Origin of the sequence: Haladaptatus sp. W1 (genome assembly GCF_001723155.1) — an archaeon.
GTDB classification, from domain to species: domain Archaea; phylum Halobacteriota; class Halobacteria; order Halobacteriales; family Haladaptataceae; genus Haladaptatus; species Haladaptatus paucihalophilus.
In genome coordinates, this window is record NZ_MEIH01000351.1 from 1 (window position 1) to 13,550 (window position 13,550).

General features: G+C 50.9%; 13 protein-coding genes. 8 read left to right on the forward strand and 5 right to left on the reverse strand.

All coding sequences use genetic code 11. The features are described 5' to 3' along the window. The 4 genes from BG842_RS20625 to BG842_RS32035 form a co-directional block, all read left to right on the forward strand. A partial coding sequence (locus BG842_RS20625; RefSeq protein ID WP_069452307.1) for a type I restriction enzyme HsdR N-terminal domain-containing protein occupies window positions 1-1,078 on the forward strand: 1,078 nt, incomplete at its 5' end. A 192-nt stretch (window positions 1,079-1,270) separates the two neighbouring features. After that, entirely contained in the window at window positions 1,271-2,647 is a 1,377-nt protein-coding gene (locus BG842_RS20630; protein WP_069452263.1) for a hypothetical protein, read from the forward strand. Window positions 2,648-2,759: 112 nt separating this feature from the next. Further along, complete coding sequence (locus BG842_RS20635) at window positions 2,760-3,008, forward strand: hypothetical protein (RefSeq protein ID WP_069452264.1); 249 nt, start codon at window positions 2,760-2,762, stop codon at window positions 3,006-3,008. A gap of 24 nt (window positions 3,009-3,032) precedes the next feature. Continuing rightward, complete coding sequence (locus BG842_RS32035; RefSeq protein WP_254663341.1) at window positions 3,033-3,662, forward strand: hypothetical protein; 630 nt, start codon at window positions 3,033-3,035, stop codon at window positions 3,660-3,662. A 28-nt stretch (window positions 3,663-3,690) separates the two neighbouring features. Here the strand turns inward: BG842_RS32035 and BG842_RS20645 are convergent, their stop codons facing one another. The 4 genes from BG842_RS20645 to BG842_RS20660 all read right to left on the reverse strand — a co-directional run bounded on the left by BG842_RS20645 (window position 3,691) and on the right by BG842_RS20660 (window position 9,519). Continuing rightward, complete coding sequence (locus BG842_RS20645; RefSeq protein WP_069452265.1) at window positions 3,691-4,833, reverse strand: FAD-binding oxidoreductase; 1,143 nt, start codon at window positions 4,831-4,833, stop codon at window positions 3,691-3,693. A 17-nt stretch (window positions 4,834-4,850) separates the two neighbouring features. After that, a complete protein-coding gene (locus tag BG842_RS20650; protein ID WP_069452266.1) occupies window positions 4,851-6,584 on the reverse strand; it encodes a hydantoinase B/oxoprolinase family protein in 1,734 nt (577 codons plus the stop codon). Window positions 6,585-6,597: 13 nt separating this feature from the next. Next, the gene (locus BG842_RS20655) at window positions 6,598-8,628 is read right to left on the reverse strand and encodes a hydantoinase/oxoprolinase family protein (RefSeq protein WP_069452267.1); all 2,031 of its coding nucleotides are present in this window, start codon (window positions 8,626-8,628) and stop codon (window positions 6,598-6,600) included. A gap of 129 nt (window positions 8,629-8,757) precedes the next feature. Then, window positions 8,758-9,519 (reverse strand): IclR family transcriptional regulator, encoded by a 762-nt coding sequence (locus tag BG842_RS20660; protein WP_069452268.1) that lies wholly within the window; start codon window positions 9,517-9,519, stop codon window positions 8,758-8,760. A 430-nt stretch (window positions 9,520-9,949) separates the two neighbouring features. Here BG842_RS20660 and BG842_RS20665 point away from each other — a divergent pair, with 430 nt between their 5' ends. The 4 genes from BG842_RS20665 (at window position 9,950) to BG842_RS32040 (ending at window position 12,809) form a co-directional block, all read left to right on the forward strand. Then, a complete protein-coding gene (locus tag BG842_RS20665; RefSeq protein WP_069452269.1) occupies window positions 9,950-10,516 on the forward strand; it encodes a pyridoxamine 5'-phosphate oxidase family protein in 567 nt (188 codons plus the stop codon). 200 nt (window positions 10,517-10,716) lie between these two features. Next, entirely contained in the window at window positions 10,717-10,884 is a 168-nt protein-coding gene (locus tag BG842_RS28075) for a DUF1931 domain-containing protein (protein WP_083252674.1), read from the forward strand. Between the two features lie 139 nt (window positions 10,885-11,023). Then, a complete protein-coding gene (locus BG842_RS20675) occupies window positions 11,024-12,130 on the forward strand; it encodes a nitrilase-related carbon-nitrogen hydrolase (protein ID WP_069452271.1) in 1,107 nt (368 codons plus the stop codon). A gap of 124 nt (window positions 12,131-12,254) precedes the next feature. After that, window positions 12,255-12,809: a hypothetical protein gene (locus BG842_RS32040; protein ID WP_254663342.1), complete on the forward strand. Its 555-nt coding sequence runs from the start codon at window positions 12,255-12,257 to the stop codon at window positions 12,807-12,809. 599 nt (window positions 12,810-13,408) lie between these two features. Here BG842_RS32040 and BG842_RS30205 read toward each other — a convergent pair. After that, window positions 13,409-13,549, reverse strand: coding sequence for a hypothetical protein (locus BG842_RS30205; protein ID WP_175424231.1), 141 nt, complete (start codon window positions 13,547-13,549; stop codon window positions 13,409-13,411). Between the last annotated feature and the right edge of the window lies 1 nt (window position 13,550).

The window sequence follows — 13,550 nt, forward strand, 5'->3', positions numbered from 1 at the left end:
GATCACAGCGTACGTCGAACAGTCACAATCTCTAATCGACCAAGCACCACAAATGGATGAGGAAAATACGAAGATGAAACTCATCCAGCCACTCATCAAGCTGCTTGGGTGGGATATGTTTTCACCAGAAGTCGAACTCGAATATCCAATGCAAATCGGCCGAGGGAACACCCGTGCAGATTACGCCCTTCTCATCGAAACCGCTCCCGTCGTATTCATCGAAGCGAAGGGCTGCGACAGTACTCTCACTGACGCCGATAGAAGTCAACTGACGAGCTACATGCGGCAGAAAGGGGTCGATTGGGGGCTTCTAACGACTGGCAGTCAATTTGAGATATTCCGCCGTCGCAAAGACAGCTCTCGTCCTGATGAGGTCTCACTAGCACAGTTTTCAATTGCTGAACTCGAAGACAATTGGCACGTCTTGGAACTCCTCTCAAAGGAGCTTGTCAAGACAGGCGAAGCAGACACGATTGCTCATCGTATTGAAGCACGACAGCACGCCGTCGGAACACTCCAACAGCAAAAAGAAACCCTCGCTGAGCGAGTGACGCAGATTGTAATAGAGGAAATTGACGATTCGCTAGCCCAAGAAATCGAACCAAAGTCAAAGGAGTACATTGATTCGCTGATTCACACGCTCGCAAACGGTGATGAAGCAGATCTTCCGGTCGTTGAAAACGGGGGCGAGATTGTGACCACTCCAGATGAAGTCGTCTCTGATACTTCTTCTACAGCCGATACAGAGTATATCGTCCATCTTTCTGCAAACGGGGACTGCGTGTGGTCATGCTCTGATGAAAATCAATCCGATGTGATGGCAGAGACAGTTGATCTCCTGATTCAAGAGTACGATCTCATCGATCAGTTAGAGTCGTTTCCCTATGTTCCTGGCTCCAAAAATGCGATCCTCAATTCAGAGCCGACTCATCCCACCGGAGAGCCAATGCGGATGCAGCGGAACCTCTCTGATGACTACTATCTCTATGTCGCGTTAGATCAGGGGAGTAAGAAACGATATATCACGAGATTCGCCGAGCGATGTGGTTTGACTGCTGAATTCGACGGTGGATGGTGAGAAGATACCTTCTCAGTAATTTCTTTCTCGCCAGCGTCATTCCAACCTCTTCTGGATTTCTTGACTACCGGTTTGTATCGTAACCCTTGTCGCTCAACTTTATCAATTGCTGACCACTACGGGCCAGGAATCACTTCGTAATACATCCCCATACTCCCAAATTTTATTTCGTTGTCGTTAGTTCGGTGGCATATGGTTCTTTCCGATGAACGCCAGATTATTCGCGTTTGGGACGCGTTTGCTGAGGCCGATTTCAAGTATGTAACTGCAAGTGGTGAGTCACGTTCGCTCGATAGTTCGAGAGAGCAGCGCAACGAACGACTGCCTATCCGCCAGAAACTGCTTCAAGACTTTCTTAGTGAGGAGATCGGCGTCACGGAACTCAAAAACAAGATGGCGAGCGAAGTGGGTAGTCACAAACTCTGGGGCTTCAGTGGGTTCAGCGGCCAAATGTTCTTCAATATGCTTGTTTCGACGGCCGAAACAGATGGTGGTACGGATCTTTCGGAGTTGCTTCGAGACGTCCTCGCAGCGCCTGCCGGACGTGAGGAAGTCGCCGAACAAATCAAACAACTTGGGGAATACGTCGAGCAACTAAAGATTCGAGCAGAGGATCGAAACTCCGTACCGAGTCCTGGATACATTCCGTATTTTGTCTCCTATTTCTGGCAGCTACAGAATCCAAACACGTATCCTATCTACTATACGTCAATTCGGCGTGCGATGTCGGATCTCGCTATCTGGGAACCCTCAGGAGACCTGGCCGAAGACTACCTCGAATTCTGGGAACTCAACGAGGAAATCCGCGACACAATAGAGAACCACACGGGAGAGGAAATCCATCTCTGGACCATCGAACGGATGTGTCTCTTCTGGCTGAACAGGACTGAACTCAGCGAAGAAGCGACGATCACTCAAGACGGTTCGACAAACAGTGAGCCTACCCCTCAAGCAGAATCCCACTCTCTGCCCGATAGCTACATCCCACCGATCGTCTCTGTGCTTCCCGATCTCGCCCGGAACACAGAGGATATTCAGAGTATTGCCGAAGAGATGGGTCAAGCTGTCGAAACACTATTCGAAGATAGACTCGCGAAATGCCTTCGAATGCTCGGCTATGCCGTCGACGAACGTGGACAGGGGACAGGCCAGAATCCCGATGGCATAGCGAAAGCTCGCCAGTATAACTACGCCCTCATATACGACGCCAAAGTTCGGCAAAACGGCTACCGGTTTTCAACAAACGACGAACGACAGTTCCGAGACTATATCGACGCCGAAGTTCAGTACCTCCAAAACCAAGGCTTCCGAAACATCTACTTCGTAGTCTTTTCAGGCACCTTCGATGCCGACCGTCCGGACGCAATTCGAAGACTCAAGATCGCGACTCAAATTCAAGAAGTACGCCTCATTGAGGCTGCTGCACTCCTCGAACTTTTAGAAACCCGGCTCAGGGATCCCTCCTTTTCACTCGGGCCAACCGGAGCTAACGGCCCCGGAATGCAAGATCTCTTCGCGGAAAGTGGTGTGCTCACTTCAGCAGAAATCCAAGAACAGCATGGGCCGTGAACTCCCCCACTTCTAAAATAACATCTTCAGTAGAAGCCGGAGGATCATTAGCCAAAGATTCGTATGGTGTCCGGTACCGATAAAAACTCACCACACAGAATACCAAGTATCGATGGAGGACGTGCCCCAACCAGCGAGCGACCCCTACCAACTGGGCGACGACGTACAGGTCTATGTCTCAGAGACTGATCCTGATAGCGATCACCACGAGAAAGAAGGCACCATCACGGATGTCCTGCAGGACACTCTTGGAGACGAGACCGGGCGGGAACTAGACTCCTACAGCTACCGCATCGAAACCGATAGCGAGGAAATCGATGTCTGGTTCCGACATCGCGACTTGGTACCGGTATCACAGTAACCAATTACCGATACGTCCACTGGAATGGGCAACCACGAAACCAAACCAACGTGGCCACAGATCCGAGATGCACTCGGAGCCAACGTGGATCCCCTTTGCAGTGCGTGGCTCACGGGACGTTTTGTGAACCTGACGAAGGAAGTCACTCAAGTGAGTGATGTTGTCCTCGCATTCGAGAGCTTCGATGCTATGGACGAATTCGAATATGATGGACGCTATCCGGAGACGATTGCGGTCGATGGCATCACCCGAGAGCTAGATCTTATCATCGGTGATCCTGAGAGTGATTATGATGATGGTGAGAGCAAATTGCTCTATGCGCGTTCCAACGACGAATTCGAATACCGTCACTCAATCGAGAGGGTACGCAGATCACATTCTGAATGGCTTCTTTTGTTTGAGAGTGCTACCTTCCCATTAGATCGCGATCACCTATACCAACGAACGATTGCTATTCCGGTCGAACCTATATCACTCGCCGTGCTTCTAGCTTCTTTTTACGGACCTCACCATCGTCCGAAAGCCTGTTCAATACCTCCTACGCCGTCCGACGTGGCCACCCACGCTCTCTCGGAATCCCGTTTGTTATCGAAGCTCTCCACTCTCTTCTTCGATAGTCCGAAGTTCGATTGTCTAACTATGGAGAGAGAGTGAGATCATATGAACTGCAGAAGCTAGTGCATCACCATTCGATCGCACTTCTGATTTCGAAGTCTTCCTCCGGAGTCTCAAACCGATCTGGCGCAAAGATGTCGGCATCAAACGTCGGCGTGGCCCCAGTGAGCAACTCTGCGATCAGGTGACCAGCAACTGCGCTGTACATGATACCTTCACCGTTGAACCCACAGCATACGTAAACTCCGTTTGAATGGATTTCCCCGACCAGAGGATGGCGGTCAGGTGTTGCCGAACAAAGCCCTCCCCACTTCCCAGTCATCTGGCTTTCTTGAAGTTGGTCAGAGATCTGTGGTGCTTTCTCTGCAACCTCTTGGATGAACTCTTCACGGGCTGTCGAGCTGAACGTTTCGGGGTTAAGCTCAGTTTTTCCAGTGCCACCCCCGATCAGAATTTCCCCATTCACTTCTGATCGATAGTACAGCTCAAGATCGGGATCATTGATAAGTGGTAGCTCGACCGTTTGTCCAGGGTCTAACATTGCGATCTGACTGACCCGGGGCTTTAACGGAAGTGAGACATTGATATCGCTCACCAGCGATTTGCTCCATGCTCCTGCTGCCACGATCACCGCCGAAGCGGTATATGACCTTTCGCTCGTCGTCACACGAGTGCTACCTGATGCGAGGGTGTCAATTGATTCGACCGACTCACTTAGCACATCTGCACCCTCACATATTGCGTCCTCCAGAACGGTGACAGTCGCTGTGTATGGGTCGAGCGAGAACCCATTCTCGAACATAAATCCAGCTTCGATATCATCCGTGATGAGTGCTGGAACCCGATCTCCGATCTCGTCACCAGTCAGTAGGTGCGATTCGATCGTGGTTTCTTCGTGCAACTGTTCGAGGTACGTTACTGACGTTGCGTCTCGTGCAAGCGTGTACGCATCTCCATAATGGAGATCGAGTTTTGAATCCTGAGCCATCTCTTCCCAGAATCGGATGATGTACTTGTGCTCGTCCGGATGCGTTCCCGTACTCAAGAACTGATCGGGGGTAATAAACCCAGCAGCACGTCCGCTTGCTTTGCTTGCTGGCTGGTCTTTTTCGAATACGGCGACGTCCTCAATCCCCGCAGCAGTGAGATGGTAGGCACAGCTGGCACCGGCTACTCCGCCACCGATGATGATGACTTCAAAATCATTCATAGATGGACCCTCAAATACTACTCCGATTCCACGTCTACATCGTACACGTCAGCTGCAGTCTCTGGACTAACCATTCCATTACGCACATCCTCGCGGACTGCATCTAGATCTCGATTAGTTGGATCGCCCCATCCGCCTCCGCCTTGGGTCTCGATGGTGAACGATTCACCTGGTTGGAACGGTTCGCTCCCGATCAGACACATCTCCCACTCGTCGCCGTCTTTTTTCCAGCCGCCAATCACTTCTTCGTCGTCCATACCATGGTTTTTGATGAGCCGTCCGAGACCACCAGAATGGCCGTCGTTGACGCCGGGACTGCCTTCTTTGGTTCGACTTGTTTCAACACTCAGCTCGGCGTACCCGTGGAAGCGGAACGTTTCACGCAGACCTAGTCCACCACGATGTTTACCATCACCACCAGAGTCAGTGATGAACTCGCGTTCCTCCACAGTCACTGGGAAGAGCAGTTCTGCACGTTCGACAGGCAAGTCCATGCAGTTTCCAAGTGGATCTGCAGTCGTCTCCATCCCATCTCCAGTGGGTGTACCACCCCATCCACCAGGGGGAAGATCTGACCACACGTATCCAGCGTCTGTTTCCGGGTCTTCTTGCTGGACAGTAAACCAATTACACTCAGAGTAGGTCGGAGCGACGATTTTGTCCGGGATGGCATCCGCAAGTGCTTGCCAAATTACGGCACAGATCTTCGAGGCAGCGAACGTTGTACATCCGATCACGGGCCGTGGCCAGTTGGGATTCACCCACGAACCTTCAGGCAGTTCGATATCGATCGGTCTGTACATCCCCGCATTGGCTGGTGCCTCGGGGTCAGTAAAGAATTTCAGTGCGTAGTAGACTGCTGAATATGTATTTGCTTTCGGCGAATTCACGGATCCGGGCACTGCATCATCGGTTCCTTCGAAGTCCACTGTAATCTCATCACCGTCTACGATGAGTGTCACATCGAGATAGATCGAATCCTTCGTGATTCCGTCACAGTCACCGTAGTCCTGGGCGCTGTATTCGCCGTCTGGAATCTTGCGGATCGCTTCTCGCGTCCGCTCTTCGGTGTAATCCAATACATCATGCATTCCCTGTCGTACCGTGCCAGCACCGTACTTCCGTTCGAGCCGATGTAGTTCATCTTTGGCGGCTGTCAGCGCAGCACGATGGGCTTGTACGTCTCCTTCGATGTACTGTGGAACTCGGGTATTACTTTTCAGCACCCCAAGAAGCGCCTCGTTTATTTCCCCGTCCTCGACAATCTTCGTGGGCGGGATTCGAAGTCCCTCCTCCGCGAGGTGGGTTCCCCACGACTGTCCTCCTGGACCTCCACCACCGAGATCTGTCCAGTGCCCACGACTGACGCCAAAGCCCAAGAGCTCGTCGGACTCATCGTAGATTGGTTGTGTCCAAGTAACGTCGTTGATGTGCGTTCCTCCATTGTATGGGTCGTTAAGCAAGACGATATCATCTGCATCGAGTTCGTCTTTGCCGAACTCGTCAAGCGATGCTTCTGCACTGAAATGCATCGCGGCAAGGTGGACTGGACAGTTGGCTGTTTGTCCAACGAGATTCACATCTGGTGTGAAGATTGCGTTTGAAAAGTCCACCATATCATAGATGATCGGTGAGAACGATGTCCGTTGTAGCACCGTACTCATCCGGTCAGCGGTATGTTCGTACGCACTTCGTAGGACTTCGAACGTTACTGTATCGATATTCTGTTTCTGATTTGTTTTTTGGGACATTGTGGACACTCCGTTAGTTACTTGAGCTAATGATGATGTTCTCGTGCTCGTCGACCGATGCGTTCATACCTGGGTTCAGGGTGATCGTTGAATGGTCATCCTCGACGATGCTAGGGCCGTCGAGATTCATGCCGGGCTCGAGACCTGCACGGTAATAAATCGAAGTCTCTTGCCACTCGCCATTGAAGTATACATCCCGAGTTCCGGAGCTATCGTCGTGGCCACCACTCATCTCTGCATTTCGGAATCCGTGATCGACTGTCTGTTTACTTCCTGCCACACGTAAATTCACGAATGTGACTGGGAATTGGTCAGAGGAAATTCCGTACTCTTGCTCATGTTGCTCGTGGAATTTTTCAACGAGCCGTTCAATAGTTCCGGCATCGAGTGATTCGTCGGTAACGGGAACGTCGACTTCGTAGGTTTGGCCGACGTACCGCATCTCTGCAGTCCGTTCGAACGAAATCTCTTCTGGTGTAGCCCCCCCTTCGCTGAATCTGGCTAGAATTTCCCGTTCAAGATCCTGAAATTCGGATTCCAACTCCGATGGATCGACTGCCTCTACTGGCGTATAGAACGTCTTATCATCGTTGTACTGGATGTCCATTACCGTTCCGCCAACCGCCGAAAGGACACCAGAAGCACTCGGAATAATGACCGACGAAACATCGAGACTCCTCGCAACCTCTCCAGCGTGCATCGGTCCACAGCCACCGAATCCAACGAGCGAGTAATCGCGGGGATCTTGTCCACGTTCGATTGTCGTCTCACGAACCGCCGCCGCCATGTTTTCATTCGCGATTTCGAGGATGCCCTCTGCAGCTTCGAGAACGTCCATCTCCAACTTCCCAGCAAGCTCTGCGATCGAGTCGTGGGCTGCTTCTTCGTTGAGCGTTTGTGTCCCTCCCAAGTACGTATCAGGATCTAAGCGGCCGAGGATAAGGTGTGCATCGGTAATCGTGGGTTCGGTGCCACCCATATCATAACAGACAGGCCCTGGATCGGCACCAGCACTCTGTGGACCGACACGAAGAGATCCACCATCGTCGATCCATGCAATGCTGCCCCCACCAGAACCGATGGTGGTCACATCAAGCATCGGCTTTACTAGCGGAATGTCGAACTTGACCTCGTATTCTGTCGTGACTAGCGGTTCTCCATCTTCGACCAGTGAGACGTCTGTTGAGGTCCCACCGATATCCATCCCGATGACATCTGACTGGCCGACTGCCTCTCCAATAGCTTGACTGCCTCTGACACCAGCTGCTGGTCCAGAGAGAATTGTCGATTCAGCCCGACGTTTCGTTTGTGCTGTTCCAGCGACGCCACCATCGGATCGAATAACGTAAAATGAACCGCTAAACCCGTCATCAACAAGCTTCCCGTCCAGCTCATCTAAATAATCCGCCATTATCGGCTCAAGAGCAGCGTTCATGATTGTGCTATTGAACCGGGCAATCGACCCAAGTTTTCGACTCAGTTCCGAGGAGAGTGCCACATAGAGATCATCGACAGTCTCTGTGAGAATTTCTTTGACACGCTGTTCGTGTTCCGGGTTCGCGTATGAATTAACAAAACCAACAGCAACACTTTTCACATCGTTGTGCTGGAGTTCATCGGCGAGGTCGCGCACAGCCTGCTCATCGAGTGGTTCCGTCACCTCGCCGGAGTCATCAATACGCTCTGTAACTGTGTATCGATGGCTTCGATCGGTGAGGGGATCTGGTTTCGATTGATACGGGTTGTACAGTTCCTCACGATGATAACGCCCAATCTCGATGAGGTCTCGGAACCCCTTTGTCGTAATTAATGGAGTTACTGCGTATTCTCCTTCAATTACGGCGTTCGTTGCGATTGTACTTCCATGCATGAAAGTATCAACTGTCGACAGGTCTACGTCCACACTTCCAAGCGCATTCATCACTCCGACAGTCGGATCATCGGATGTTGTTGGGACTTTCCCGTGAACCGCTTTCTGTTCATCACTCAGCCATCCATATAGGTCGGTATGTGTGCCACCGACATCCACGGCTATTGTGGACATGCACCAAGATACATGATATCACTACATATACTGCGAGGATGGTCGAACGCGCCCGTTAACGTCCGATACTATAAAAAGACGCCACTAGCACACACCCCCAAACTCAAAGAATCGTCCGGTATACTGATGTCAATACTCGAGGTTGAGTTCGATAGTATTCGCCGTTTCCACGATTGCCTTTCGCATTTTTTGGTCGTAGTCTTCATCTTGAAATCGTGCCGATGGCCCTGCGATACTCACACCTCCATAGACTGTGCCGTCTTGTTTTATCGGCGCTCCAACGGCGTGAACGCCTTTAACTTCCTCACCGGCATTATATGCGTATCCCTGGTCACGCACCTCTTGTAATTCGTTTAAAAGAGTTCTCCGTTCTGTTATCGTATTATCTGTTTGTTCTGGCAGTCCGTGACGGTCAAGTATCTGATGTACTTCTTCCTCGTCTAAGTTCGCCAAAATACACTTCCCTGCTGCAACAAAGTGGAGCGACGTGCGAAGGCCACGTCTGCCATTTGTCTGGACTGCCCGGTCACCTTTTGCTCGATCTAAGTACACTGCTCGTCCATGCTCTTCGACGATGAGCCATACCACTTCTCCCGTCTCTTCCGCTGTTCGTTTCAGGATCGGATGGGCAACCGATGTCAACTTATTTTTCTGCTTTGAGTACGTTCCATGGTCGAGAAATTTCAAACTCAGGTCGTACGTTTTCCCGTCTTTGACCACGTATTCTTTCTGTTCTAATGTGGCGAGATACGTATGGACCGTGCTTTTCGCCAAGCCGAGATAGTCTGCTAACTCAGTAATCGTGCTTCCATCAAGTTCTTGGAGTGCTGTTACGATTTCAAAGACCGTATCAGCCGTTTTTACCGTCCGGCTAGTGTTAAACTCTGACATGGGTGAGAAATTGGATGGTCCCTTACTTATACCCTAATAAAATTCAAGCAAAGTGAATATAATTTAAAAATTTAAATTAGGTATTTGTGAATAAGGATCAATATTGAAGAGCCAATCTAAGATGGAGAATGTAACCGCTCTAGACGATAGGTGGACAATTTTCAAAATTTAATTCCTGAAATCAAATTAAATTCTAGTATTTTTGTTCGGTATTTACGAAACCTACTGAAGCCAAGATATCTGGGACTCTCTTTATATTGTCGAGAGTGGCACAACTCTGCTCAGTGTTCGTAGAATCAACTATCGAATTTCGAGACGGAGTAGATTGAGTAATCATTCAACTACTTATTCCCCATAATATCGAAAAATGTCTATTTCATGCTGACAAATCCACAAACCGTTTTCACCGCAGCCATCTGTTATAGCAGAGATGACTGATAACACACCCAAGGACGTCACTGGTTCTATTCGTTATCAAGGAAAAGCGATCGATGATCCCGCATGGATACTTGAATTTCTCGCCGACCAGGAAACGGGTGTGCTCGGTCTCATCGATGACGACATTCCGCATCTTGTGACACAACTCTTCGTCTACAATCGAGATGAAGGCGTGATTTACCTCCACGGTGCACAGGCGGGACGTGTTCACGAACTCGTCGAGAGCGGCGACCAACCGCGCGCTTCCTTCACAACGAGTGAAAAAGGGCGGTATATCCCGGCTGACGAACCGGTAAACTTCACCGTCGAATATTCAAGCGTGGTCGCCTACGGAACCATTGATTTGCTCGCTGATAGAGAGGATAAACGAGCGGTTCTTGAGCAATTCATGGAGAAATTTGCACCCCAGCTGGCTGAAGGCGAGGACTATGAGCGAATAGCACAGGAGTCAATCGATCGGACGGCCGTCTACCGTCTCGACGTCGAATCATGGAGTGGCAAAGAGGGGTGGAAAGATCCCGATCATCCGGGAGCGTACAGTCTCGATTCAACCCAGTAATCATGATCGTTTTCTCCACATTCTCTCCTACTTGTTGAGTCCTGGTGCCGTCGATGAGCGGATGGCCGCTCAATCCTAAGCGTGTCCACTACCCACCGAGCGGTCACAGCCCGAAACTCAGACTCATGCTCCGAATTGCAAGTCTTTTTCAACTAATTTGCCACTGCTCTTTTGTAGTATTATACCATCTGAACGCTTGTATGGCTGATTTGATTGTCCAATCCGCAGTGAAAGACCAGCTCGAAGGACAGAATGTGGCGAGTAACTTCTACGATGCACTCGATGAAGAAGTTGCAGCAGTCCTCGACAACGCTGCTCGTCGAGCCGAAGAAAACGATCGCAAAACCGTCCAAGCGCGCGATTTGTAGCGATCCAACGCCCCACTTTGGCGTCAAACCGTTCGTGTCCGTCACTACGCAGATAATGTTGTCTCTGCTTGTCAACCATGGCCAATGACAGCACCACACATAATTATACCCTATCTACAAATAATACAATCGAGTACCAATGGCGAAGATCGAACAATACACGGCAGTTGGTCTCTCTCCAACCGTCTGGGGCGCGACAGAACGCAGCGATATACAGAAGAATCTTGACCACATTCATGACAATCTCAAAGCGGCAACGTGGCTGAGTGGTCTCGAATTACCAGTGAAGCTTGCTGTCATTCCTGAGGGGGCGCTTCAAGGATTCACTGATGAGGTCATGGACATGGATCACGCGACGTACGCAGACGAGATTGCGATAGACATCCCCGGTGACGAGACCAACACGCTCGGTGAATATGCTACAGAATTCGAGACCTACATCGTCGCCTCAGCGAAGGAGAAAGCTGAACCGAAGTTTCCAAATAAGTTCTTTAATACTGCATTCATTATCGACCCAGACGGTGACATCATCCTAAAACACCGGAAGGTGACGCCACTCCTCCCCGTTGAACGATCGGTCAGCCCGCACGACGTCTGGGATGCGTGGGTCGAAGAATACGGCAAAGATTTAGACGCTTTCTTCCCAGTTGCAGACACGGATATCGGACGTCTTGGCATCTCATTGGCGATCGAAGGGGCCTATCCGGAGTATGTTCGCGGCCTCGCGATGAATGGGGCAGAGGTTATTTGTCGGATTTCTTGTCCCGAACCTCTCGTTGCTAATGACGGATGGCGTATTCAGAATCGAGCCCGGGCACTCGACAACACCGCCTACCTTGTTGCACCAAATTTGGGGACCTACTATCTTACACCGAATGAAGAGACGCCCGTTGATACCTTTGGTGGTGGGTCGATGGTCGTTAACCATCGAGGTGACGTACTTGCCGAACACGACTATGGTGCCGGATCCTCATATGTCGGTGCCCCCATCGATATCGAAGGGTTGCGTGAACACCGTACTCGATCGCCGCTGACAAATTGGTTGAAAGACCTTCGCACTGAGCTATGCCAGGTCATTTACGATCGAGAACTCTACCCAAAGAACCGTTATCTCGATGCACAACCACCTCGCCATGACGAGTATGCCGAAGAAGTCACGCAGGCGCGTATCGACTCCATGATTGAACAAGATATCTGGGTACCACCGTATCAAGATCGAGACGAAGCTAACGAATCCATAGAGTAACGACTTCGAACTTATTTTTCACCACCAGAATAGTGTTTAGTTAACTAGGTCTCTTGGAGGCGGATCTCTAGTATCCAAGGTCCGTCCACCATTGCTCTCGAATCCGATCCTATTGAATGCTGGGTTGACGAACGCACCGCATGCAAACCCCTCCGCAGCCCTTGAAGCTGACGAGACGGCACAGCAACGCGCACAGGCCGACCAATTTCCCTTCGACATCGATGCCCCCGGACTCATCGACGTCACCAACCAGAGCCACAAGAACCCTGCAGCCCACCAGTACACTGTCCCCATCGACGATGTGACTCACGACCTGATGGCCTGTACGTGCCCGCATCACGTCCACCGAAGCGCGTTCTGCAAGCACATGGCCGCCGTCGAACACGCAACCACCGACGGGACGCTTGAGGTCTTCCCCTCGGAGGACGACGATACCGAACCCGAAGACTGCGACTGTGAGGGCCTCGGTGACTTCCCCTGCTGGCCGTGCGTGCGAACGGGATGGAAGGAACTGCCGAACGAACCACCGCTTCAGCTCTTTGTATCCATGACACGCCAATTGACATTCACAGATATTACCGACCAGCGAACGCTTACGATGTGTATGGAGACAGCAATCGACAAATGCAATGTAACTCCGGTGACGGAGAGAGTACTACTTGATATCATCAAGAACTGACAGTCCGTGACTGAGGTTATCCACTACGCGTTACAAATCTTGGGAGACCAACGCCAACAACAAGCAGTACGAAAAATGAGATCATGAAGGCCGTATCTTGAGCGATACCGTTTGATTCCAGTAAGATGTTGGCAGCGTACGCTGCGGGGAGGGCTACGACGACAAAGACGATTGTTATCCAATTTTCACGGCTTACCATCGATATATTTGGATTAACACTCTATTCAGAAATAATTTGTGCGTAGTAACGACCACGCCGCAGAACTGTTTCTTGTCGATTCTACTCAAAACAATTGCAGAGTAATAAGGGTGCAACAGAAGTGCCTGGCAGTACCACGAGTTCGGCTTCGTGGGGGCGGAGGCGGTCGAGGATTTCGTCGATGTCGTCGACTGTGAACATGATACGGCGAATCCCAGGGTGTTCACCGCCGGTTTCTCGGATCCGTCATGGATGGCCTCGGGTGTGATGAATTTCGAGAGCTCGACGTGGCCGTCGGGGGTCCGCATCATAGCTCGTCCTAATCACTCGAATCCTTCTAAATCTCCATCTGGTCACAAACGCCATACTAAACCCCATGAAGTCGAGCTATCGAAAAACGCTAGTCTTCAAGACCGGCAACGTGCGCTGCAACAGCCGAAAGACTCTCGGCTGCAACACCAGTTTCTCGTGCTTCAACCCGCTTACGGGCACTCCGGATGTACTCCCGAGCGTCGACGTGTGCGGATTCGTTCTTGCTCATA